Origin of the sequence: Shewanella psychrophila, assembly GCF_002005305.1 — a bacterium.
GTDB lineage: Bacteria > Pseudomonadota > Gammaproteobacteria > Enterobacterales > Shewanellaceae > Shewanella > Shewanella psychrophila.
In genome coordinates, this window is the sequence record NZ_CP014782.1 from 2,122,015 (window position 1) to 2,146,998 (window position 24,984).

Below are 24,984 nucleotides of genomic sequence, written 5' to 3' on the forward strand. Positions count from 1 at the left end.
TTAGTTGGTTCTAGGTTCTAAAAAGCATAACGAACATTTATGACCAGACACAACGAAGATTTATACCCGTCCCAGGTAAATTTTCATAAGTGTTCCAGACACAAATCCCCTCAATCGCTATCCTTGCGATCGGGGATAAGTACATCCTTGTACAAAAAAGCCTGCATCAGCAGGCTTTTTTATCACTAAGTGAAAGTATAAGTTACTTTTTACGCCAAGTGGTGCCGCTTGGTCCATCTTCTAAGATGACACCTAAGACATTTAAACCATCTCGAGCCACATCAGCAGCAGGCCAGTCTTTCTCGGCTCTGGCACGATTACGTTCGACTATCAATGCCTCGATTTGAGCCACTTCATCATCACTGCCTTCACCCTTGAAGAACACATCTACATCTTGTTCCAGTAGACCTAATACCTCGGCCAACTCTCTTAATTTAACACCCAATGCCGACGCTTGTGCGATGTCACTGCCTTTAAGGCGGTTAATCTCACGCACCATCTCAAACAGTACTGAGTAAGCTTCAGGCGTATTAAAATCATCATCCATCGCCGAATTAAACTTAGCGACAAACTCTTCCGACCCTGCGGCATCAACAGTTAAATCTAAGCCTTTTAATGAAGTATACAAACGCTCGAGTGCAGATTTAGCTTGCTTAAGGTTATCTTCCGAATAGTTGAGCTGACTACGGTAATGACCCGATAACAAGAAGTAACGAATCGTTGCTGCATCATAATGCTTGAGTACATCACGTATGGTGAAGAAGTTGTTCAATGATTTTGACATCTTCTCCTTGTCGATCATCACCATGCCTGTGTGCATCCAATAATTCACGTAAGGCGTGTCATGGGCACAGCAAGATTGAGCGATCTCGTTCTCGTGATGTGGAAACTGTAGATCTGAACCACCACCATGAATATCGAAGTGCTGCCCCAGATGCTTGCTGTTCATTGCCGAACATTCAATATGCCATCCCGGACGACCCGCCCCCCACGGAGACTCCCAAGTAGGCTCTCCCGGTTTAGACATCTTCCACAACACAAAATCCATAGGATCGCGCTTAGTGTCTTCGACTTCGACGCGAGCACCGGCTTGCAGTTGCTCAAGATTTTGCCCCGATAAGCGACCATATTCAGGGAAAGATGAAACGCTAAATAACACATCGCCATTATCAGAAACATAGGCATGCTCTTTCTCGATAAGTTTCTCAACCATATCGATAATTTCCGGCATATGCAGGGTGGCTCTGGGCTCAAAATCCGGGCGCTTCATGTTTAACGCATCAAAATCCTTGTGCATCTCACCAATTAAACGCTCAGTTAAAGATTCACAACTTTCATTATTCTCAGCCGCACGCTTGATGATCTTGTCATCAACATCGGTAATGTTTCGCTGAAAGTTCACTTCATAGCCTGAATATCTCAGATACCTGACGATCATATCAAAAGAGACAAAAGTACGACCGTGACCGATATGACATAAGTCATAGATGGTGATCCCACACACATACATGCCAATTTTCCCTGGCTGTAATGGTTTGAATTCCTCTTTTTGGCGGGTCAGACTATTGTATAACTTCAACATCGCTACTCTCTTCAACGAAAAAACAATAAAAATTAGCCAAGCAGTTTAACATTGCCCCCGTGTCGCTTCCATCTGTTTTACGTGACTCTCTCCATGAAACTTAGCTTTTTATCAGGCATGTGAATGAGTTTTACCCTCATTGGCCTTGGCATTCGGTTTTTATTCTCTTAAGCAAATTATCGACTAGCTCTTTATGCGAAATGGCAATTACGATAGAATCCTGCCACAATTTCTTATTGCTAAACTTAGTGAGAATCAAATAATGATCACTCTTCATACTAACCACGGTGAAATAACCCTGGAACTCGAAACAGAAAAAGCACCGTTAACAGCCGACAACTTTATCAAGTATGCTAAAGATGGCTTCTATGACGGTACGGTATTCCACCGCGTTATCGACGGTTTCATGGTTCAAGGTGGCGGCTTTACAGAAGATATGGAGCAGAAGCGTTGCAGTGAAACCATTAAGAACGAAGCCAGTAATGGTTTGTCAAACGTCATAGGCACTGTGGCTATGGCCAGAACATCAGATCCTCATTCGGCAACAGCCCAGTTCTTCATCAACATCAATGACAATACCTTCCTGGATTTTAAATCAGAAACCGCACAGGGCTGGGGTTACTGCGTCTTCGGTAAGGTCAGTGCCGGCATGGACGTAGTCAACAAGATCAAGGCAGTAAGCACAGGTAACAAGGGCATGCATCAAGATGTGCCTCTAGAAGCTGTAATTATCGAGAAAGTGACCATTGCCGAATAAATCAGCTTAATGCGCACACTTTTTATAGGCGATCTGCATCTATCTGCAGATCGTCCTGATATTACACTCGCCTTCAATCAGTTTCTCGATACCCAACTCGATGATGCCGAAGCACTTTATATACTTGGCGATCTATTTGAAGTTTGGATCGGAGATGATATTGCCGAACCCTTCGCTAATGAATTAGCCGAAAAGCTCCACGGCATCTCACAGAATCTCCCCATATATTATATCCATGGGAATCGAGATTTTTTGATCGGCCACCAATATGCGAAACGTTCCGGCATGATCTTGTTGCCTGAAGTCCATAGTCTTGACCTTTATGGTACTCCAACCGTGATCCTTCATGGCGATAGCCTCTGCACACTCGATAAGGCCTACCAAAGGTTCAGACGTTTCAGAAATAACCCGGCTATTAAGTGGATTTATTCACACTTGCCTAAGCACACTCGCCAAAATATTGCGACCAACATACGTGCTAAAAGTAAGGCGAGTAACATGAATAAAAGCTATACCATCATGGATGTTGAGAGCGATGCCGTCATTAAGCTAATGAATCATTGCGGCGCAACACAGATGATCCATGGCCATACACATAGACCCGATGTTCATCATTTAGGCAAAAATCAGGCAGGAATTGAGAAACGTCGAATTGTTGTCGGTGACTGGTACGAACAAGGCAGTGTACTTAGCGTATCGAAAGATAATCTAGCCTTAACCAGCCTCCCCTTTCAAGCTAACTAATTAACCAGTAATCACTTAACTAAGCAATGACTGGTTATCCCCCACTAAAAACTGCCCAAAGCGATGAAAAGACTTAATAGATATCAAAACTCTGGCGCGCCACTGTGAAATTTAAACTCAGGATCGGCAGATAAGATGAGCTCAGCTTCAGCCTGGCGAATGATGGCTATTCGATCACTTACAGGCACACTTTTCTTAGTCATAGCATTAGCCTGAATCAACTCAGCTAGCACCAAATAATCTTGATAATGTCTCGCCTCTGAACGTAATAAAGAAACATAGAATCGATTTAATTCATCGTCTAGGTATGGTGCTAGTTTTGCGAAACGCTCACAAGAACGAGCCTCGATAAAAGCCCCTATGATGAGCTTATCGACTAAGGCTGCAGGCTCATGGGTTCTGACTTGCTTCATCATGCCTTTTGCATAACGACCTGCAGTCATGTTCTGGTAAGGGATATCTCGTGCTTGCATGATCTCCAATACCTGCTCGAAATGGTGAAACTCCTCCTTAATAAGGCGAACCATCTTGCTTATAAGTTCTGAGCCATGTTCGAAGCCAGATTTAGCGACTAACTCCCCGACAAAATCATTTTTCTTACTGTCACGAGATAAAAAAGCATCTATATCTCTGTCTTTTTGATAAATGAATTCCTCATAAGGTTTTGCCCATTGAAGTAACAATTGACCGCTATCCTTATCGACTGCGTATTTCCTAATAAGAAACATCGCGGTTTGGGCCGCCTTTAACTCACAGTTACAGTGATCGATAAGTAAGTCAGATAAACTTTCCGACTTTTTTGCCACCTCAATCCAGGTGTCTGGTGTTTCACATCCTAAAAAAGCATGGATCGGGGCTAACAATTGCTGCATGGACTCTCTTCTCGAAGTAATTAAATGTCATTTTGATAGATGCAATATTCTAGCATTGACTCAGCCAGACTTAGGGATCTAATTTAATCGTTTTTTATTCACTTGAATGATTAATCCAGAAGTTTGAACTCGATCAAACAAACAGAAACACAGACTTAGAAACAAATAATTAACAAGTAAGACAAGTTCAGCTTGACTAAGGGGTCATTTTGTTCAATAAATAAACTTATACCAAAGCAATTCTTGAGAATATGAGCTAGAAATTAATAAGAGCATAGATTGGCATTGGGTATCGTGAGCCGTAAGGTCTTTGGGAATGAGACCAATAGGCATGTAGGCTCGTCTGAAGTTTGGCGAGCAAAAGTTAAAGCTGAACAAGGATAATTATAATGATATTGAATCACTTAATGGGACTCTACACTCATCCAAAGGAAGAGTGGCACACAATTGAGCAAAATCATGAAGCACTGAAGAGTAGCCTGAGCCATATCTTACTCATTGCACTCATCCCAGTGATCTGCACCTTTATCGCTGCAACTGAACTGGGATGGAACCTAGGTGTTGGTGATCGTCTCTTCTTGACACAAGAAAGTGCACTCTTAATGTCCGGAGGCATGTATTTTGGACTCATTGCTGGTGTATTTGCACTGGCTTACTTGGCTTTTTGGATGGCGAAGACATTCGATGCAGACCCTAGCTATACTCAAGCACTCGAACTCGCATCTTACACGGCAACACCACTATTTATGGTGGGACTCGCCGCATTGTATCCATCAATTTGGTTTGTGATGGTCGTTGGCTTCTTCGGACTCGCCTACTCGGTTTATCTGCTCTATACCGGTGTACCAATCATCATGAATATTCCTGAAGAGAAAGGATTCATCTATGCCAGCTCAGTAGTCACTGCAGGCCTGGTATTACTCGTCGCCTTGATGGCATCGAGCGTTATCCTCTGGAGCTTTGGATTTGGCCCTATGTATCAATAAACAGCAGCGAGCTCAAGACAAAGCTAAGAGTAGCGAATTAACTCGTAGCTCAATCAGTGTCCCGTCCTGAAATAGGTTGACGGTTTTATTAGACCAGTAGCACATGCTTCTGGTCTTTTTTATGCACTTGATTTGGGGTTTTCATTCCCAAGCTTAAGTGCGGCCTCATTTCATTGTATATATAAACTGACTCTTCAACGAGCCGTTTTAGCTCATCAATGTTACTGCATGGGTATAATAAAAATTCCTGCTTCAATATACCGTTAATTCTCTCTGCCAGTGCATTTTGATAGCAGTCATATCCATCTGTCATTGACGGTCTGATATCACTTGCTTTTAACGCTGATTGATAGACTCCAGAGCAATACTGTAACCCTCTATCTGAGTGGTGAATTGCTTGACTCGGATATTGACGATTGTTGACTGTCATATCGAGCGCTTTAACCACATCTGTTGCTTTCATCTCATCACTAAGCTCATAGCCCATGATTTTTCGGCTATATGCATCAGTCACCAGCCATAAGTAGTGAACACCTTCTTCTGTTTGAATATAGGTTATGTCACTAACAAACACCTCCTCTGGTGCCGCAGGTTTAAACTCCTTAAGTAAGTTGGGATGCTTCTTCATCCAATGCTTGCTGTTCGTTGTTTTTGTATAGCTACGTTTAGCTTTAACCAGCAAGCCCTCTGATTTCAAATGAGCAAAGAAGTTATCTCTTCCAAGCTTAATCCCTTGCTCGATAAGTTTTGGTTTGAGTAAAAAGTACAGCTTTCTACCGCCTATTCGCGGCATAAATCGGCGTAAATCTAAAACCATTGCCTTTACCGGAGCGAGTTCAACAGCACGATAGTTCGCCCTAGATTCTTTTTGATAGATACCTTGCCTTGATATGCCAAGTAGCTCGCAAGCACGACTTAAGCTTGCTACTTTCTGTTTTTGAAGGCTTCTCGCTCCTTGGCTAAGTACTTTTTTCTCAGGCCTGCTCCGTACTCTGCATCTATGATATCAACAGCCTCATTGAGTAGTAGGTTACGTAAGTGCTCATCTTCCAACTGCTTTTCAAGACGTTTAATTGTCTGGGCAGGTGTTTCTTTGGCTTTTAGAGTTTTAGGCATGGTCATCCTCGGTGGTTGAGTCCAATTCATCTTACCGTGTTTTCTGAGCCAGGTAAGTACAGTTGAACGGCCTTGGATACCATAGATGCTTTGGGCTTGCTTATAGGTCATGTCGCCTTTTTCAACAGCGGCAACAACCTGCAATTTAAAGCCTAACGAATAATCTCGCTGTGTACGCTTACGATGTGTAGATACTGGAGTTGTCATAATTAAGTCCTAAATGTGTAAACACATTTCAGGACAAGACACAGAATACAAAAAAGGCTTTAGGGAAACCTAAAGCCTTTTTAATTTAGTCACTCTCTACTTACGGAGTCATTACTGAGATGAATCTCGCAGCGCTACCGTCAAGTTGAAGATTAAGTTGTCGGACGTTGAATCTTTGCTGTCTGCACAGAAGTATCCTTCGCGCTCAAACTGATACGCCTTCTCTGCTTCAGCATTAATAAGCCCAGCTTCAACAACACCATGCTTAACAACAAGAGAGGAGGGGTTTAGCACCTCATTTACGGTTTCAGCAGCAGCTGGATTAGTATCAGTAAAAAGCCTGTTGTATAGGCGGAACTCGGCAGGTTTGGCACTGCTTGCTTCGACCCAGTGAATAACACCTTTCACTTTACGCCCATCAGCTGGATTGACACCTAAGGTCTCATTGTCATAAGTACAATAGATAGTGGTGATGTTACCTTCTGCATCTTTGTCACAGCGCTCAGCTTTAATGACATAAGCATTACGTAGGCGTACCTCTTTACCTTGAACAAGACGCTTATACTTCTTGTTAGCTTCTTCACGGAAGTCATCGGCATCGATAAACAGCTCACGACCAAATATGACCTCCCGCTTACCCAACTCTTCTTTGCTTGGGTGAATAGGCGCATTCAAGGTCTCAACTTGCCCTTCTGGGTAGTTTTCGATAATCACTTTAACCGGATTAATCACAGCCATTGCACGCGGTGCATTATCATTGAGTTCTTCGCGAATACAGGCATCTAACATAGCAACTTCAACCATGTTGTCTTGCTTAGTCACGCCGATACGCAGGCAAAACTCACGTATGGATGCCGCAGTGTAACCACGACGGCGCAGTCCTGCCAAAGTTGGCATACGTGGGTCGTCCCAGCCATGTACCAGCTCACGAGTAACCAAGTCATTTAGCTTACGCTTGGACATCAAGGTGTATTCAAGATTCAACCTGGAGAACTCATATTGACGAGTTCTGTTAGGTGCTTGAAAATCATCTAAATGATCAAGTACCCAGTCGTACAAACGACGGTTGTCTTGAAACTCTAATGTACATAAAGAGTGACTGATATCCTCTATAGCATCCGAGATACAATGAGTAAAATCATACATTGGGTAGATACACCACTTATCACCCGTTTGATGATGGTGAGCGAAACGAATGCGGTAGATGATAGGGTCGCGCATGCACATAAAAGACGATGCCATATCGATCTTAGCTCTTAACGCACATTCACCTTCTTTGAACTCACCCTTGCGCATCTTCTCAAACAACTCAAGGTTCTCAGCCGCTGAAGTTTCACGGTAAGGACTGTTCTTACCCGGTGCTTTCAATGTACCGCGATACTCACGTGTCTCTTCACTGTTTAGGAAGCAGACATAAGCTAAGCCCTTAGTGATCAACTCAACAGCATAGCCATGTAGCTGATCGAAGTAATTAGATGAGTAACGAATATCTCCAGACCACTCGAAACCGAGCCACTTTACGTCGTCCTGAATCGAATGCACATAATCGATATCTTCTTTTTCAGGATTCGTATCATCAAAACGTAAATTACATTGGCCCTTGTAATCCTTAGCTATACCGAAGTTCAAGCAGATAGATTTAGCATGACCGATATGAAGAAAGCCATTTGGCTCAGGTGGGAAACGAGTATGCACACTGGTGTGCTTACCGCTTTCGATGTCTTCATCTATGATGTTACGAATGAAGTTACTGGGACGAACTTCGCTGTCCACATGACTCATGTGATTCCTCTTAGAGAACGCTGGCCAGCCATTAGCCTACTTGTATATACAATTAGCTGAATGGGATGGCATATTTAGATGTAATTGGAAAGATGATCCACTATCTCAGTGCCAGATACAACGCCTGATAGCAAAAAACATCAACAAAAATCCATATAATAAAAAAGCAGCGAATAAACGCTGCTTTTTTCATAATCGTCGACGGTAACTTGCTTGTTATGTGATCACTTTTACATCAAGTGTCGTCATCTCAGTCCGTTTGGCTTTCACCTTCAACCAAACATAGAAAATTGCCAGCGCACTGATAAAGAATCCTATCCACAGACTCGATGAAAGCGGATGGTCACTGAATGTTGCCGCCTGATAGAAGACCGTCGCCGTGCCATAAGCTAAGGCAAAGGTCCAAACCCCGGCAAATGCAGCCCAGCGTCCACCGAACTCTCCCACTAACGCGCCCATTGCCGCGACACATGGTGTATAGAGTAAAATAAATAACAAATAGGCAAAGGCTGCCGTGATCCCGGAGAAACCAGCCTGAAGCGCGGTGAAAGTCGAAGTATCCACCTCCAACTCTTCCGATGCGGCTTCTACCGAAGACACATCCCCCACAGAGATAGACAAGGGATCATCGAGTGCAATACCGAACAAGTTTTCCGGAATGGTACTTAAGGCTTCATTGAGTGTTTCAGAAAACGGTGCTAGCTCTTCATCACCCGAACCAGCTGTGCTATACAAGCTGTTCAGAGTACCGACGACCGCTTCTTTGGCAAATATACCTGTGATAATACCCACAGTAGCTGGCCAGTTATCTTGCTCAACTCCCATGGGACCGAAAAATGGCGTCACTTTCTGGCTGGCAACACTGAGTACAGACGCTGAGCTATCTTCATGACCAAAGGTACCGTCTACGCCTATGGCATTGACGAAGTTTAGCAAGGTCACCACGATGACAATGGTCTTGCCCGCACCCAGTATAAAACTTTTAGTTCGTTTACCGGTTCGATTCATTACAGTCTTAAATTTGGGTTTCTCGTAACTCGGTAATTCCATCACCACAGCGCTGCTGCTACCAGGAAGCAAGGTTGAGCGCAGGAGTAACCCCGTGCCTACCGCGGCTAATATTCCTATGATATAGAGTAAGAAAACCAGGTTCTGTCCTGACTCAGGGAAAAAGGCGGCGGCAAACAGCGCATACACAGGAAGCCTTGCACCACAGGACATAAACGGCGCCATCATACCTGTCACTATACGCTCACGTTCACTTCCTAAGGTACGTGTGGCCATAATAGCAGGTACTGAACAACCAAATCCCACGATCATAGGCACGAAGGCCTTACCCGGCAGACCGATGCGACGCATAAGGCCATCGACAACAAATGCCGCACGAGCCATATAACCCGAACCCTCAAGCACAGATAGCGCTAAAAACAAGGCCGCGATAACAGGAATAAAGGTCGCTACAGTTTGAATACCTTGTCCAATACCACCAGCAATGATAGTCACCAGCCAAGCCGGCGAGCCCAAGCTAGACATAAATGCGCCTAGGTGATCGACAAATATTGCGCCAGCGGTAATATCAAAGAAATCAATAAACGCACTACCCACATTGATACTGAACATGAACATCAGATACATGACAAACAGAAATACCGGTACGCCAGCCACAGGGTGAAGAATCACCCTGTCTAGTTTGTCACTCAGGGTTTCACTGCCATCCGATGATACAGAGGAGTCGTAGACACTTTGAACGAAGTCGAAACGTGTGGTTGCCACCATGACTTCTATATCTTGTCCTTGCCTAGAAATCGACTCGGAACACTCATTAACTTCATCGTGCATCTGGCCATTCTTACACTGACCACAGCCTATTCCATTGGCCAACATGGCGAGCGCGCGGCCACGACTTAAACTTGTATCACTGGATAATAAACTCGAAACACCAGTCTCAATGCTAGCGTCGTAATTAAGAATCAAGGCTTTCTCAGACACCCTACCTTCAAGTAAAATCACAACTTGCGCCTTCACTTTCTCGATATCGACTTCATCTCTTGAGCAAACACCCACAACCGGACAGCCTAAGGTTTTGCTCATCTGCTCAACATCGACTTCAATGCCGTGGCTCTTGGCCGCATCTATCTTGTTGAGCACGACAACCATGGGAATGCCGAGCTCACGCAGTTGAATCGTGAGGTAAAGGTGTCGCTCAATATTGGTTGCATCGACAAGGTTGATGATGCCGTCTATCTGCTGTTCAGCGAGGAACTGCTGCGCAATCTGCTCATCCAACGAGCAGTCACAACTTTTACCGGCAGGCAATAAATCATAGATACCAGGAAGATCGGTTAGAGAAACATCGGTATCATTTAAGGTAAATACACCTGTTTTCTTCTCTACGGTAACACCGGACCAGTTACCAACCTGTTGATTGGCTCCCGTAAGTGCATTAAAAAGTGTCGATTTACCCGCATTAGGATTACCGACAGTAACACAATGAAATTGCTTAGCCATTCGTAGGTACCGCCTCAACTTTTTCAACACTAACTCTATCTACATCAATAATATCAGCAAGATCTCTACGCATGCATAATCGGCTTCCTCGAATATCGAGCAAGAGGCCGGATCCCATGGGAGCTTTACGGATCATGTAGAATGACGTGTTTGGGGTGATCCCCATGGAAAGTAATTTTCGTTTAACAACCGATGGCAAACTCAACTGGCCAACTTCTGAAATCGTGGCATGATCGCCAGAGTTTAAATCGCTTAATTTCATTATGCTTTTATACCTTTAACAGGTCTCAATAATTCTTAAACTCGAACTAATTTTAACGGAGGAAAAAGAAGAATAACTTTACCTAGATCAACTTTCTGTATTGGAAACGATAATAGTTTTCAATTGTATTCTATATTATGTGACAAAAGTCCCAACTAATAAATGATTGTGATCAAATAAATCCACAGTGCAAATACGAATGATTACCACTCATGGGGATGGTAGATTTATTAACTGCACGCAATAGTGACTAAGATCACACTTTAGGTTTTTCCCTTCATAATCATCACTCTTTACTGGTCGAAACACCTGAAGTTGTGACTCAAGTGTAACACCCGTGTTCTATAGTTATATGTTAGTAAATTAGATGATTACTAACATAACAATTATTAGCTAAATAGCGCTCAGGATGTGTGATGATGAACATGGGATCTGCTTGGACAAAAAGCAAGGCCTTACCTTGCCTGTTATTTTTATTCACGGTGTTTAGTTTAAATCTAGCGGCTGCCCCTTGGGATGATAAAGACCCTGCCGAAGTAGAAGCTATTCTCGACCAAAAATTTGCCGAAGGTAAATACTCCTCAAAAGGCGCTGACACTTGCCTGATGTGTCACAGAAAGAGTACCAAAGTGATGGCGCTATTTGACGGTGTCCATGGCAATGTCAACATCAAAGGCTCTCCTATGGCCGAATTGCAATGCGAAGCCTGTCACGGACCTTTAGGCAAACACAACCGAGGTGGCAAGGAGCCGATGATCACCTTTGGTATTAATTCGCCAGTTCCGACGCAAAAACAAAATAGTGTCTGCATGAGCTGTCACAATGATGATCAACGTATGGTTTGGAGTGGTAATCATCACGACAACGCCGATGTCAGTTGCGCCAGTTGTCACTCAGTTCACACGGGACACGATCCCATTAGTGACCGTAAAACTGAAGTCGAAGTTTGTACTTCATGTCACACCCAGCAAAAAGCCGATATCCATAAGCGCTCTTCTCATCCGTTAAAATGGCAACAGATGGTCTGTAGTGATTGTCATAATCCCCATGGAAGTTTAAGTGATTCTAGCCTTAAGCAGATGAGTGTGAATGAAAACTGCTATTCATGCCACGCAGAGAAACGCGGTCCAAAACTGTGGGAGCATTCACCAGTCACCGACAATTGCGCCAATTGTCATAACCCCCATGGTAGCGTGAATGAAGCCATGCTGATCAGTAAACCACCTCAGCTATGCCAGAGTTGCCACGCTTCAGACGGCCATGCATCAAACCCAGTATTTGCCAATCAAAAGAATGCCTTCAATGCAGGCCAATCTTGTATGAACTGTCATAGCCAAGTCCATGGTTCTAATCACCCGTCCGGCAAGCTACTACAGCGTTAATAGGGAGTAAATGATGAAACAGAATATGATGAATACCCTAGCGCAACACTCGATAAAAATGAGCATAGTAGCAATCGCCATTACTGGTGTATTTTCCCCCGCCATGGCCGATGGCTACGGCCTGACACAAGTGAATCGTACCCACTTAAAACTTGATAAGTGGGAATGTAAGCGCTGCAAGGTTTCAATTGACGCCCAAGGCAGTATCGGTACAGGTGTTGCTTATAATGACGGTTCAGATAGCCACTTCGGGAATTCTAGCGGAACAGATAAAGACGGTATCCTAGGCCACTTAGATGCCAACGTGACGTTAAAGAGTGAGTCTGGTTACCGCACCGAAATTTTGGCAGATAAACTCGGTTATGACAATGGCAGTGCAGCACTGACCACTGGTAAACCTGGACAATATGAAGTCGCTTTTGGCTATCGAGGTATCGCAAATTACGATACTGACAGGGCTATGACACCTTATAGGGTAAAAAGTGATGCCATGATCCTTGCTGAAGACTGGCAAACAGGTGCCACTACAGGGCAAATGGTTTCCCTAACCAATAGCGTTAAACCAGCTGAGCTAATGACACAGCGTGACAGGTTTTCTCTGGATGCACATTATAAAGGCAATTTCTATAAAGCTGAGCTGAATTATCAGCACGAAGTACGCTCAGGACAGCGTGCCTTTAGCGGTAACTTACTCACAAACAGTGCCATGTTGGCACAACCAATCGATGACTCCATCGATAATCTAGGGGCAAAAATCTACTTCAATGGCGATGGCTGGCTTGCGGGCATAGATACCATGATCAGCCTATATAATAACGATCATGATGCACTAAGCTGGGATTCAGCGTTTAGCCCAACCTTTGGCGCAGCCTATTCGGGCCAAAGTGCAACAGCACCAGATAACAAGGCCTACCGAATAGCGGGCAATGCGCAATTTAGCGACAATGGCCAACAAATTCTAATGCATTCAGGTTTTAGCCGCTTCACCCAAGAGCAAACATTTCTACCAGCGACGATTAACGGCCCCTCTCCAGATTTACCTACTGCCAATCTGGATGGTCAAGTCGATATGATTGAAATGACCATTAAGTATTCGGGGCGTATAACCAGTGAGTTAAGTTTACGTGCCAGCTATGACTATAAAGACAGGGATAATAAAACAGAGGTAAATGATTATCCTCAGGTGATCACCGACAGCTACTTTGCAGGTACAGCTGCAAACCCTGACTATGATCGCACCCGTCAAAAGGCAAAACTTGCGGCTAAATACAGATTTAGTCGTAATGTCTATCTCGATGTCGGTTATGAATATGATCATAACAATTATAGTGGTTTGGACAGGGATACATTACATGAGTCCAGCATATATGGACGTTTACACTATCGGCCTTCTCAATCATGGTCATTTGGCTTTAAAGCCAAAGCACAAGATAGAAGTGGCAGTGAATACAAGCCAGTCAGTAGAACAGATAGCCCCAGCAATCCATTACTGAGAAAAACCTATCTTGCAGATAGAGAACTTCAAGAATATAAGCTCTCGGCAAATTACACCGGCTCAGCATCATTCTCAGCCTCTGCAAATCTACACATCAGCCAGCAAGACTATACCGACACCCAAATCGGCCTAACCGATGTCGACACTTCCGGTTATGACATTTCTGGCCAATATCTTATCAATGAAGATCTGAGCTTCAACGCTTTTCTCAACCAGGACTGGCGTGAGAGCGAACAAGCCAGTAGCAGTAACTTCAGTACACCTAACTGGTACGCGAATGCGGATGAGCAATCCACTGTCGTCGGTCTTGGAATGCTCTACCAAAACCTATTGGATAAGCAGTTATCTCTGGGGGTCGACTACAACTATTCAGATGGCCAAAGTGACACCGAAGTCACCCAAGGCTTAACGACCCCTTATGGTGCTTATTTCTCCACCAGCCATAACGTAAATGCTTTCGCCGATTACCAAATGAGTGAATCAATGGGTATACGCTTCGATTGGATTTTTGAACAGTATCAGGATGCCGACTGGAGTAACCAGGGCTTGAGTGTTGATTCCATTCCAAATGTATTGATATTTGGCGATCTCAGTCATGACTACAATGCTCATTACTTCGGAGTGACATTGAGCTATCAGCTATAAAGATTAACGATAAATATAAGATTTAAATGATTTATTTAGTAGCCGTTTTTTAGAAAACCAGTGAGTGAGGATGTTCCAAGGAAGAGATGATGAAACTAATGACCAATCTAATGTGTGTATTTAACGTAAAACACTCAGGACCGCTTATCCTTGCTGTACTCCTAACAGCGTGTGGAGGGGATGACGGAGAGCCAGGTAACCCAGGAAATCCTGGAGGCCCACCCGCTACCGATATCTCTTCACTTAAGGTAGAAGTCGGTGCAGTGACTTTAACCAATGGCGTAGCGACAGTTAACTACAGCGTCAACAACCAAGACGATGAGCCTGTTGTCGGCATTCCTAGCTCAACCTATATTGCCGCTCAGCTTCTCCCCCAAGGTTTTACCAATGCAGGAAACAGCAGTCAGTGGCAATACTTTACTTCTGAGAGTTGCACTACGACTTGTACTGGCGAGCTTATCGATCACAAGAATGGAAAATATAGCTATACCTTTAGCGCAGCTTTTGATGGCATGAATGAGATGAGCTATATGCCGGGGGCTACTCAGCGCATAATCATAAAAATTGGCGGAGATAGCCTACCTGACGGAACAGCATTACCAACAACTAACCAAAATTTCGATTGGCAAGACTCAGGCGCTCCAGCTTACACTCGTAATTTGATCGTAATGGAGACGTGTAACACCTGTCACAACGATCTCGCTTTTCACGGTAGCAAGTACAACGAGGTTGAAACCTGTGTGACTTGCCACAGTGAAGGTAAAGTGAGTAGCAATGACAATATCTTCCCCCAGATGATACACAGTAAACATCTGACAGGCTTCCCGGGCTCCTTGGCTGATTGTCAAACTTGTCATGCCGACGATGAAACACTGACTGAAAATATGAACTGGGCCCGTGTGCCGGGAATGGAAGCATGTGGTTCATGTCATACCGATATTAACTTCCCAGCAGGTGAAGGACACCCAGCCCAAGTCGATAACAGCAATTGCGTGGCTTGTCATAATCCCGATTGGACCATGAGTGTACATGATGGGGGTAACGATGAGGCATTAGCGCAATTTAATGCCCAAATAACCGCTGCTAGCCTATCTGGCACCACAGTCACTTTCAGTATCAAACTGACCAACCCAGAGACGGGTGAAGTATATACTGACAGTGTAGACAAACTTAATTTCGTCTCCAGTTTAGGGATAGAAACCAACTGGGGAACCAGTTTTGACTATTCCAGCAATTCAGCAAAACGATTAACAATAAGCAGTGATGCTCCTGATTCTGGCGCCGATGGCATATACACCTATCAAGTAACGGGGCTAACCATCCCCGCAGGAAGTGAGACAGATAAAGGCACAATTGTAGTCAAAGGCAGCATCTGTGCTAATGGTAATCAATTAGCGGACTGTGAACTGGACACGAGTACCGCTTTAGTTTTACAAGCCAGTCATGAGTTTTTCGATACCACCAACCTCACAGCGACAGGCCGCAGAGTCGTAGTCAGCAACGAGACTTGCTCCACATGTCATGTACTGACTCAATTGAAGAAACACGGCGGCGAGCGTAACGATGCAGAGGCTCAATGCCAGCTTTGTCATAACAACTTCAAGACAGCAGATGAAACCGCCGAGAATCCTCAGGCAACCACCAGTGACTATAAACACTTAGCCCATACCTTACATGCAGGGATGAGGTCTAACTATGCCGATATCAAGTACCCCGGTGATATCGGTAATTGTGCTCAATGTCATATTGAAAATGAAAACGGTGTGCTTACCGCAGCACTACCACTTAATTCCGCGGTGCAGCCGTTAATGTTAAATGATGGTTCATTCACAAGCCCAACAGCTGCCATCTGTAGTGCTTGTCACACATCAGATAGCGCTAAGAACCATATGACTCAACAAGGAGCTGTATTTATGGGAACTGAGGCAGATGCAACCGCAGGCACTGAAAGCTGTGCGACCTGCCATGGGCAAGGTGCTGCGGCGGACGTACTGGCAGTCCATCCAATACAGTAGCAATACAGTAGCAATACAGAATGAACTTAAAGAGTGAAGCACTCATAAACTCTGCCATATAAAAGAGTGAATGCTTCAATCCGAGATGATATATAGATAATGGAACGCAAATTATGGATATCAAAAGAAAAGGTTCGAAGCTAAGCCTTATCGCACTAACCTGCTCTGCCCTGCTGCTTGGCTGTGGAAGTGATGGTAAAGACGGTGAAGATGGACAAGATGGAGAGGTCGGCTTCTCTGTTGCACAAGCTAATGAGCTAGTCACCAACATCAGTGCAGTGGACATTATGGATGGTGTTGTGAAAGTCAGCTTTAGTGTTGAAAATGCTAATGGTGTGCCCATCACAGATTTTGATACCTATGAAGGCGTCGACACATTAGGCATGGGGATAGCCAAACTGCTTCCTCAAAGCGGCAAAGGATATAAAACACCGCAATGGATCAGTTATATCAACAATATGGTTGAGCCGGTAACCGACAATATACCTGTCGGTTATGAAGACATGGCAGGTTCTCAGATCCAACCATCTCTTGAAGGAAGTTGTAAACAAGCCTGTGTTGAAAAAATCTCTGGGGGTGAATATACCTATACCTTCCAACTGAATCTCAGTGCCATTGACCCTGTCGGCGATTTAGACCTGACATTTGATGACAGTTTAACTCACAGAGTCACCATGGAGATGCGCGCCGATGGCGACATCAATAAGCTGGTTAATACCCATTATGATTTTTTACCGTCATCGGGTGAAATGGTCAGCGCCGATGCCACACGCACGGTCGAGTTTTTAGAAGACTCCTGTTTACGCTGTCACAGTGATAATTATGGTCACGCCTGGGCACCTAAACTCATCATGCATGGTTCAAAGCGTTACGCCATCGAAAACTGTCAGATATGTCATACCAGCTATGCGGGCGATCCAGAAACGGGAGCTCCAATAGACATGGGTTATATGGTGCATAAAATTCACAAGTCCGAGTATTTTATGGTGGGCTATGGCGGTAGTGTCCATGACTACCAAGATGTCACCTTCCCTGCCGATATGTACGACTGCCGTACCTGTCATATTGAAGGAGAAACTGCGCCAGCCGATGCAGCAAACTTTAAACATCACAGAGCCCTCGCTTGTGGTTCCTGTCATTCAGACTCGACCGATCCCGCGGTGATCAAAACAGAGATGCATGATAGGTATCAACCCGACCACAATTGTAGCACCTGTCATGCAGACCAAGGCCAGGAAGGTGCGGGGCACCATATGACAGATGCGATAGCCAAAGATAATGCCAAAGCAAGCTACTCGGCGAGCTTAATGCTCGGCTCAGTATCCATAGCAACAAGCATGCTCACCTTCGATGTCGAATTTAAAGACAGCTCGCTAACCAGCGCGGTCATGAGTCCCGACGCAGATGCTCGAATTTCATTGAGCAACCTCTATTTTGGTTTTGGTAATGACATCGACTTTGGCGCTGGCACACAAAAAGTAGACCTTAGATCAATCACTCCCACTCCAGTCAGTGATGGTGTGTATCGATACACCACCTCAACCTCATTAACACTAGATACCGACCAAGCAGCCACAGGGGTTATCTCCACTAAGATGTGTGTCGACCGAGATACACTGATGGGAGTGGATTGTGGTACAGGAAGTGATGAATCTATTAATCCCGCTGTTATCACAGGCGATCTAATTGCATTTAATCTCAATGGCGATACCGATGTGATGGCAAGAAGAGTTGTTGTCAGTAGCGACACTTGCGCAAATTGTCATGATGAGAAGTTTATCGGTAAATTTGGTATCGACTTCAAACACGGCGGCAGTTACAGCAACTTTGAAGGCGAGTGTCAGATGTGTCATAACCCGACTCGCTCGGGCGCAGACTCGAAAACGATTGTCGATCATATCGATTTCAAAATCCGTATTCATGCACACCATGCCAGCAAGCGCTCAACGCAAAATCCTGTGACCTTCCCTGAGCATTATGGTAACTGTGCAGTCTGCCATGATAAGGGTCAATTAAAGATGGATGGACTTAGCGCTATGGTCGCTACACCATCAACTGACTCTGTATTAGATGCTGTTGAATTTTCACCTATCGCAGCAACCTGTGTGAGTTGTCATGGCGTAAAAGACGCTTTAGTGGCGCATATACGTGCGAATGGCGGCGCAGCTAATGACACAAGAGGCAGTTATGTGCCAGGCAGTGAGAGCTGTGCAACTTGCCACGGTGAAGGTAAAACTAATGGCGTCGATGCGGTACACCCAACTCAGTATTAATCTCATGTAGCTACGAGCTACGAAAATCAATATAAGTCATCCCCCAAAAGCAGGGAGTTTACCTTCCTGCTTTTTCATACCTATTTATACCTACATATATCGTTCACCTGAACGTAACCCTCCATGCTACCTTCCAAATTCAATCGCTATTATACCTCTTTTCTAAACAAGTAAATTTGTTTCATGCTCATCAACTTCTGACACACCGACAAGACACAATCAGTAAAAACAATGACTCTCTACAAGCCAGTCAGCCAAAGCTCTTACAGTCCTGCATGAAAGAGCAGCAGACACAAGCAGATAACCATAAACAAAAAATACTAACTCTCAAGCCCACTTCAGTCTTAAAACAGCTTTAAAAAACGTACCCGAGACTACCCCTAAAGAAATAGTCAGACCTAGTTCACATAACGCGATTAAAACAAATGCTAAAAATTCGTTGCTTAGTTAGCCTTACTGAGGGAAATAAATTCCACACACTAAGTTACTGTTTAACAAGAAGTTGATAATGAGAATCGATCTTATATATCACCAAGCTTAAGTAGCAAGCTATTAAGTAATAACTCAGTGATGATTAAAACTATTGCAGGGAATAATCATGATGAAACAGTTCAACTCTTTTAATCCAAATATCAGTGCAGCAGCCAAGGCTATGCTCAGTGCGGGGATACTCTCACTTGCACTTTCTGGTTGCGGCAGCGACGGCAATGATGGGGAAGATGGCAAAGATGGTGTTATTGGCGTCAGTATCGATTCTGCAAAAAGTGTCAATGCCGTACTTACTAATGCAGCTGTTGATGCAGGCACGGTTACCGTCGACTTTACACTCGAAAATGATAATGGCGTCGCTGTACTCGGCCTGACTAAAGATCACGATCTGCGTTTTGGTATTGCACAGCTTGCACATGTTACCGAAACAATGAATGACAAAGATGGCGTACCGACGCAATACGATCGTGGTTTCCAGTGGCAGGCTTATATCAATAGCCAAAAAGAGCCTGGCACTATGCCAGACGAGACTTCGCATTTAGATCCAAAAACACAGTTTCAAGCTGAGGTAGAAAAAGCCAGTGATTGTGGAACCTGTTTTGTTGATAATGGCGATGGCACTTATACATACACTTTCCAGCAAAATATCGGCAACGTCACCACACCAGTTGAAGTCATCTACAATGCCGATGACACTCAACGTGCCACATTAGAACTTGAGTTATCTAGTTTTGCAGCAAATGCTAGCTTCGACTGGCAGCCATCTACAGGGGCCACCGAAGATATTCAGACACGTGAAGTGGTATCAATAGAAACCTGTTACACCTGTCACCAGCCAGAAAGTTTAGCGCTGCACGGCGGCCGTCGTATCGACCTTGAAAACTGTGTGTCATGTCATACTGCAACATCGGGCGACCCAGAAAGTGGCAACAGCGTAGACTTCACCTACCTAATCCACGCTATCCATAAAGGTAATAGCAGAACAACATACAGCCCTGACTCACCAGATGCTGATGAAAATGGCAATATTGCAGCCCCGTACAAGATTGTCGGCTACGGCGGCAAACTTATCGATTACGGTAAGGTCATGTTCCCGCAAGGTCCAGCTGCCGATTGTAGTTCATGTCATGTAACCGGTGAAAGTGCACCGGCTAATGCTGATCTTTTTGAAGCTAATCAAAGCAACCAAGCATGTATTGCCTGCCACACGACTATGCCTAAGGCATACCATGACCCAAGCAACGAAAACTGCATGTCTTGTCATATCGAAGAAGGCTATGCACGAAGTGCTAAAGAAGCCCACGGCGATATCATGAAAGCCTACAATGAAACCCAAGAGATGAGTGTACAGTTCTCAGATATTGGTGTGGATGCTGATGGTAAGTTCACCACGACTGTTCAGGTGCTAGGTACCGATGGTCTGCCGCTAACGGCTGAGTTCGTCGATACAAGCTCTCGTATCGTGATGGCATGGGACAGCGATAAAGACTTCCCTTCATATGCTGAAGCCTCCTATAACAGCCGTCGTATGAAGCTAAGCGAAGGCAGCTATGATGCTGCAGCTAATGCATGGGTGATGACCTATTCGGGTATCGAACTTCCAACTGACGCCAGTGGCAAAACCTTCGAGCTTTGGTCTGCACTAAAGGTTTGTTACAACAATGGCGGCTACGGACGTCCTCTTGTTGAATTAACCGATTGTACAACTGAAGGTGTGCGTAAAGTTGAAGTTAAAGATGAGCCATTCCATTTTGTTTGGAGTGATACTGGCGCAGATTTAGACACAGCTCCTCTTGCTCGTCGTAACATTATCGACCCAAGTAAGTGTGCAGGTTGTCATAATCAGGAAATTTATCACTACAACAATGGCGTGAATTGTCAGACATGTCATACATCAGACAAGACCACCAAGAGTAATGCCAGTGATCAATATCCAAATGCTAAAAAGCCAACCAGCTTCGCTTATAAAGCCCACGAAGCCGAAGGCCATTACCTCAAGTATGCCGGTGTAGGTTCGAGCACTGTGGTTAAAACCGATTGCATGACTTGTCACACCGATGACGGCATTCAACTTGGCCGTGCACCTGAGCGTACATGGCGCTACGGTAACATGATGACAGGTGATGATATCTGGGTTTCTTCTGATGCAGGTGCCTGCATGAGCTGTCACCAGAAGTACTTAAGCGACTCAGGTAAATCTCACATCGAAACTAACGGTGGGATCTTAGACGGTATCAGCGCAGAAGATGTGCAAAACCGTGCAAAAGAGACCTGTTCAACTTGTCACTCTCCAGAGAAATTGATGCAGCTACACGGTAATTGAGTATCCTGTATCGCTTTCTCAATATGTTCTATCAACTACTCCTATGTAGTAGTTGATTATCATATTTCATATCCAAAGGGAGGCTTAGGCTCCCTTTGTTTTTACTCAGTAAAAATCGAACAATAAAAATAAACACTTACCATACATAACATCAACTTATGTGATAACCATTCTCAACTACTGAACTCATTTATTGATCTAAATTAAGGTTTAACCCCACACTAAACTACCACTTTATAAATAGACAGATCTTGGTCACACATTAACACCTGATTTGCAGATTTTACCCCCCTATTACGTTAGCCTTCCCCTAGGGAATTATATTTCCAGCATCGACTTAAGTAGCCACTAATAATCAAATCATCTAAATGATAATCGGTTAGTTCAGCTAACCAGCACTTGAGCCAATGTCAAACCTATGCAGGGAAAAAATGATGAACGTTAAAAATAATAAGTTTGCGCTGCTATTGGCGGCAAGTGCTGTATCACTAGCCTTAGCGGGTTGTGGTGGCAGTGACGGTAATAATGGTGATGACGGTAACCCAAGCGGCCCCGCTGCCGATGTGGTTAATGTCCTCAACCTTGATGTGACAAAAGTGACATATCAAGACGGTAAGCCAACCATTGAAGTTTTCGCAAGTAATGAAGAAGACCTTCCGGTTGTTGGTTTAAAAGACTTGGAAGTTAAAGCCGTTGCCCAACTTCTGCCTCAAGCTTCTACCGGCGCAGGTGACAGCGCTCAGTGGCAAAAAATTGGCTCAGAAAAAACCTTTACCGACCACAAGAATGGCAGCTATAGCTTCACTATTGAAGTTGAAGGCTACAATGCAGAACTAACCCAAAGATACAACGTGATTGCCAGCGCATCGACATTGCAAGATGGCGTCACTTCTGTACCACGCACCGAGCTGTCAGAAGATTTCTCAGGTGACGGTTACCAAGCGCTTTATACCAAAGACATAGTGTCAACTGAAACCTGTGCTTCTTGTCATGCCGCAGGTGAAGCTATCTATCACGGTTACACCTCAGCAGAAACCTGTGCATCTTGTCATACCCAAGAATGGGCCGAAGGTCGCGGTAAGCCTGAAGTTGCCTTTACTCATCTAGTTCACAACGTTCACAACTCAGCCAAAGGCTATAAAGCTGACAGAGATACAGGTGAATTTACCCAGGATGCAGAAAAAGCGCACGCTTTACTGCAAGACAACTGCCAAACTTGTCACGTCGAGCCAGACGCTGATAGCGGAAAACTCACTGAATGGGGCAACTGGACACGGGTTCCAACTATGGAAACCTGTACCAGTTGTCACGTTAATATCGACTTTAAAGCCGGTGAAGGTCACTCTCAGCAAAATGACAACAGTAACTGTATCGCTTGTCATAACGCGAGTTGGACAGAAGAACTTCATATGGGGGTCTTCGTTGAGAAAAAGGCGCTTATCGACCAATACGGTATGGAAGCGACTCTTACGGCGATAGCAACTGATTCAGGTAGTGATACGACCCTCAGTATTACCATCACAGATGCCGACGGAACAGTCATCGATGCCACCTCTTTATTGGCTAACATCGAGCAGCTAGAATCTATCACTAACGTGGGTCCTAACTTCCCGATAATGGGTTACAACCCGAATCCTTCAACAGGTGAGCATAAGGTGCTTATCGACTTGGTTAAGAACGGCATTCTGGATGATAAAGCCTCAATCGTTGATGATAAATTTGTCACAATAATCGCTAATCTTCCTTACGGTGAAGTCGGCGCAGATACTGATACAGCGTTTAGCTTTATCGGTTTAGCCCTGTGTAATGACGGGACAGATCTGGTTGCTTGTGGTGAAGGCGTTGAAAGTACATCAATGAAAGCTGAACTTGCCCACGGCACACTTTCTGGTGAAGCACCGAGTGTACGTCACACTGACTCAGTTAACTTTGCAGCCTGTGAAAGTTGTCACGGCACCGAGTGGGAACTCCATCAAGAGTACCATGCAGGTTTCGTGATGACAGATCAGCTAGGCCGCATCAACGAAGCTGGTGACATGATTGTCGGTGTTGATGGCTGCGTCGCTTGTCATACCCCCGATGGTACTTACATGAGCGGCGGTAACAAAGGTGCGCTTGAAATGAAACTGCACTCGGTCCATAGCTCAGGTGATTACGGCATCATCTCTGGCATGACCTGTAGCCAGTGTCATAACGACTTTAACCTTGATGCTTTCAAGGTGAAAGGTGCGCTAGCAACCTCATCAGGCAAGTACAGCACGCCAATCGCGGCGACATGTAGCTCGTGTCACGGTTACAGCGATAGCTTCAAAACACACGCAGAAGGCCAAGGCGCTGTCATCGACGGATCTTATGAAGCCGCCAACGATGCAGCCCAGCTTGAAACCTGTTTCTTGTGTCACAACCCAAGCATCAATGATCACACTTCGGTGAAGATGTAATTTGCTCAACTCTTAACGATAAATAGAGAGTTTGAAAGGGGGAGTCCTCTCCCCCTACTTTCAAGCGAATTTGTGCAGATTAGGAAGCCAAATATGAAAATAATCAATACACTAAAATCTGTTTCACTGTCAGTGCTACCCGTACTGATCGTGTCTGCCGTCTTGTCTCTCGGTGTGACTTCTATCGCTCACGCGTCGAAGTGGGATGCCAAGATGACTCCCGACGAAGTCGAAGCCACTTTGGATAAAAAGTTTGCCGAAGGTAAATACTCCCCTAAAGGCGCCGACTCTTGCTTAATGTGTCACCGTAAATCTGAAAAAGTGATGGATCTGTTTAAAGGTGTCCATGGCTCAATCGATTCAAGTAAGAGCCCAATGGCTGGTCTTCAATGTGAAGCCTGTCACGGCCCTCTGGGTAAGCATAACCGCGGCGGTAATGAACCAATGATCGCCTTTGGCCCAGACTCGACGCTCTCAGCCGAGAAACAAAACAGTGTTTGTATGAGCTGTCACTTAGATGATAAACGCATCGAGTGGAACGGGGGACATCACGACAACGCCGATGTGGCCTGTGCTTCATGTCACTCAGTTCATACAGAAAAAGACCCAGTTCTGTCTAAGAACACCGAGATGGAAGTCTGTACCAGCTGTCACACGAAGCAAAAAGCAGACATGAACAAACGCTCAAGCCACCCGATGAAATGGGCCCAAATGGTCTGTAGTGATTGTCATAATCCACACGGCACCATGGCCGATTCTGACTTAGTTAAACCTACAGTTAACGAGACCTGTTACTCCTGTCACGCCGAGAAACGCGGCCCAAAACTGTGGGAGCATGCACCCGTAACTGAAGATTGTGTCGCTTGTCACAATCCACACGGTTCGGTGAACGAAGGGATGCTGAAGACTCGTGCTCCACAGCTTTGTCAGCAATGTCATGCCAGCGACGGTCATGCCAGTAGCGCCTACATGGGCAACACAGATCAAGGCTCAACCGTAGGTGGCAATGCATTCACCGGTGGTCGTAGTTGTTTGAACTGTCATAGCCAGATCCATGGTTCTAACCACCCATCTGGCAAGCTATTTCAGCGTTAAACGGAGTCGA

At 44.8% G+C, this 24,984-nt stretch carries 16 protein-coding genes; 10 read left to right on the forward strand and 6 right to left on the reverse strand.

All coding sequences use genetic code 11. The annotated features are described in order from the left end of the window. Window positions 1-202: 202 nt before the first annotated feature. On the reverse strand, window positions 203-1,582 hold the full coding sequence (gene cysS / locus sps_RS09255; RefSeq protein WP_077752267.1) for a cysteine--tRNA ligase: 1,380 nt from the start codon (window positions 1,580-1,582) through the stop codon (window positions 203-205). A gap of 262 nt (window positions 1,583-1,844) precedes the next feature. Between cysS and sps_RS09260 the strand changes: the two genes are divergently transcribed. Then, window positions 1,845-2,339 carry a peptidylprolyl isomerase gene (locus sps_RS09260; RefSeq protein ID WP_077752268.1) on the forward strand — a complete coding sequence of 165 codons (495 nt, stop codon included), beginning with the start codon at window positions 1,845-1,847 and terminating at the stop codon, window positions 2,337-2,339. A gap of 9 nt (window positions 2,340-2,348) precedes the next feature. After that, window positions 2,349-3,083, forward strand: a complete 735-nt coding sequence (locus sps_RS09265; RefSeq protein WP_077752269.1) for a UDP-2,3-diacylglucosamine diphosphatase — start codon at window positions 2,349-2,351, stop codon at window positions 3,081-3,083. An 83-nt stretch (window positions 3,084-3,166) separates the two neighbouring features. Here the strand turns inward: sps_RS09265 and miaE are convergent, their stop codons facing one another. Continuing rightward, window positions 3,167-3,955, reverse strand: a complete 789-nt coding sequence (miaE, locus tag sps_RS09270) for a tRNA isopentenyl-2-thiomethyl-A-37 hydroxylase MiaE (protein ID WP_077752270.1) — start codon at window positions 3,953-3,955, stop codon at window positions 3,167-3,169. A 389-nt stretch (window positions 3,956-4,344) separates the two neighbouring features. Here miaE and sps_RS09275 point away from each other — a divergent pair, with 389 nt between their 5' ends. Further along, window positions 4,345-4,941 (forward strand): Yip1 family protein, encoded by a 597-nt coding sequence (locus tag sps_RS09275; protein WP_077752271.1) that lies wholly within the window; start codon window positions 4,345-4,347, stop codon window positions 4,939-4,941. 88 nt (window positions 4,942-5,029) lie between these two features. On the opposite strand, the gene sps_RS09280 is transcribed toward sps_RS09275, so the two are convergent. From sps_RS09280 to sps_RS09295, 4 genes are all read right to left on the reverse strand, one after another. Continuing rightward, a protein-coding gene (locus sps_RS09280; RefSeq protein ID WP_149027250.1) for an IS3 family transposase occupies window positions 5,030-6,264 on the reverse strand; the annotation gives its coding sequence in 2 pieces (ribosomal slippage) (window positions 5,030-5,907 and window positions 5,907-6,264; 1,236 coding nt in all). Window positions 6,265-6,375: 111 nt separating this feature from the next. Next, window positions 6,376-8,046: a glutamine--tRNA ligase gene (gene glnS / locus sps_RS09285; protein WP_077752272.1), complete on the reverse strand. Its 1,671-nt coding sequence runs from the start codon at window positions 8,044-8,046 to the stop codon at window positions 6,376-6,378. A gap of 216 nt (window positions 8,047-8,262) precedes the next feature. Next, window positions 8,263-10,554 (reverse strand): Fe(2+) transporter permease subunit FeoB, encoded by a 2,292-nt coding sequence (gene feoB / locus sps_RS09290; RefSeq protein WP_077752273.1) that lies wholly within the window; start codon window positions 10,552-10,554, stop codon window positions 8,263-8,265. Next, a complete protein-coding gene (locus sps_RS09295; RefSeq protein WP_077752274.1) occupies window positions 10,547-10,816 on the reverse strand; it encodes a FeoA family protein in 270 nt (89 codons plus the stop codon). The genes feoB and sps_RS09295 overlap by 8 nt, the downstream gene beginning before the upstream one ends. Window positions 10,817-11,235: 419 nt before the next feature. On the opposite strand from sps_RS09295, the gene sps_RS09300 reads away from it, so the two are divergent. From sps_RS09300 to sps_RS09330, 7 genes are all read left to right on the forward strand, one after another. Further along, window positions 11,236-12,198 (forward strand): DmsE family decaheme c-type cytochrome, encoded by a 963-nt coding sequence (locus sps_RS09300; RefSeq protein WP_418346769.1) that lies wholly within the window; start codon window positions 11,236-11,238, stop codon window positions 12,196-12,198. 10 nt (window positions 12,199-12,208) lie between these two features. Further along, window positions 12,209-14,338: an MtrB/PioB family decaheme-associated outer membrane protein gene (locus sps_RS09305; RefSeq protein ID WP_237158039.1), complete on the forward strand. Its 2,130-nt coding sequence runs from the start codon at window positions 12,209-12,211 to the stop codon at window positions 14,336-14,338. Between the two features lie 89 nt (window positions 14,339-14,427). Further along, window positions 14,428-16,353 carry an OmcA/MtrC family decaheme c-type cytochrome gene (locus sps_RS09310; protein WP_077752277.1) on the forward strand — a complete coding sequence of 642 codons (1,926 nt, stop codon included), beginning with the start codon at window positions 14,428-14,430 and terminating at the stop codon, window positions 16,351-16,353. 113 nt (window positions 16,354-16,466) lie between these two features. Then, window positions 16,467-18,626, forward strand: coding sequence for an OmcA/MtrC family decaheme c-type cytochrome (locus sps_RS09315; protein ID WP_077752278.1), 2,160 nt, complete (start codon window positions 16,467-16,469; stop codon window positions 18,624-18,626). A 598-nt stretch (window positions 18,627-19,224) separates the two neighbouring features. After that, a complete protein-coding gene (locus sps_RS09320; RefSeq protein ID WP_077752279.1) occupies window positions 19,225-21,438 on the forward strand; it encodes an OmcA/MtrC family decaheme c-type cytochrome in 2,214 nt (737 codons plus the stop codon). A gap of 431 nt (window positions 21,439-21,869) precedes the next feature. Then, window positions 21,870-23,879, forward strand: a complete 2,010-nt coding sequence (locus tag sps_RS09325) for an OmcA/MtrC family decaheme c-type cytochrome (RefSeq protein ID WP_077752280.1) — start codon at window positions 21,870-21,872, stop codon at window positions 23,877-23,879. A 93-nt stretch (window positions 23,880-23,972) separates the two neighbouring features. Then, window positions 23,973-24,974 (forward strand): DmsE family decaheme c-type cytochrome, encoded by a 1,002-nt coding sequence (locus sps_RS09330; protein ID WP_077752281.1) that lies wholly within the window; start codon window positions 23,973-23,975, stop codon window positions 24,972-24,974. Window positions 24,975-24,984: the final 10 nt, after the last annotated feature.

Bases quoted from the DNA above. Each gene is read 5' to 3' on its own strand.
- sps_RS09265 (WP_077752269.1), top strand. From the start codon at position 2,349: ATGCGCACACTTTTTATAGGCGATCTGCATCTATCTGCAGATCGTCCT.
- feoB (WP_077752273.1), bottom strand. From the start codon at position 10,554: ATGGCTAAGCAATTTCATTGTGTTACTGTCGGTAATCCTAATGCGGGT.
- sps_RS09260 (WP_077752268.1), top strand. From the start codon at position 1,845: ATGATCACTCTTCATACTAACCACGGTGAAATAACCCTGGAACTCGAA.
- sps_RS09310 (WP_077752277.1), top strand. From the start codon at position 14,428: ATGAAACTAATGACCAATCTAATGTGTGTATTTAACGTAAAACACTCA.
- sps_RS09295 (WP_077752274.1), bottom strand. From the start codon at position 10,816: ATGAAATTAAGCGATTTAAACTCTGGCGATCATGCCACGATTTCAGAA.
- sps_RS09330 (WP_077752281.1), top strand. From the start codon at position 23,973: ATGAAAATAATCAATACACTAAAATCTGTTTCACTGTCAGTGCTACCC.
- sps_RS09305 (WP_237158039.1), top strand. From the start codon at position 12,209: ATGATGAAACAGAATATGATGAATACCCTAGCGCAACACTCGATAAAA.
- glnS (WP_077752272.1), bottom strand. From the start codon at position 8,046: ATGAGTCATGTGGACAGCGAAGTTCGTCCCAGTAACTTCATTCGTAAC.
- sps_RS09325 (WP_077752280.1), top strand. From the start codon at position 21,870: ATGATGAACGTTAAAAATAATAAGTTTGCGCTGCTATTGGCGGCAAGT.
- sps_RS09300 (WP_418346769.1), top strand. From the start codon at position 11,236: ATGAACATGGGATCTGCTTGGACAAAAAGCAAGGCCTTACCTTGCCTG.
- cysS (WP_077752267.1), bottom strand. From the start codon at position 1,582: ATGTTGAAGTTATACAATAGTCTGACCCGCCAAAAAGAGGAATTCAAA.
- miaE (WP_077752270.1), bottom strand. From the start codon at position 3,955: ATGCAGCAATTGTTAGCCCCGATCCATGCTTTTTTAGGATGTGAAACA.
- sps_RS09320 (WP_077752279.1), top strand. From the start codon at position 19,225: ATGATGAAACAGTTCAACTCTTTTAATCCAAATATCAGTGCAGCAGCC.
- sps_RS09315 (WP_077752278.1), top strand. From the start codon at position 16,467: ATGGATATCAAAAGAAAAGGTTCGAAGCTAAGCCTTATCGCACTAACC.
- sps_RS09275 (WP_077752271.1), top strand. From the start codon at position 4,345: ATGATATTGAATCACTTAATGGGACTCTACACTCATCCAAAGGAAGAG.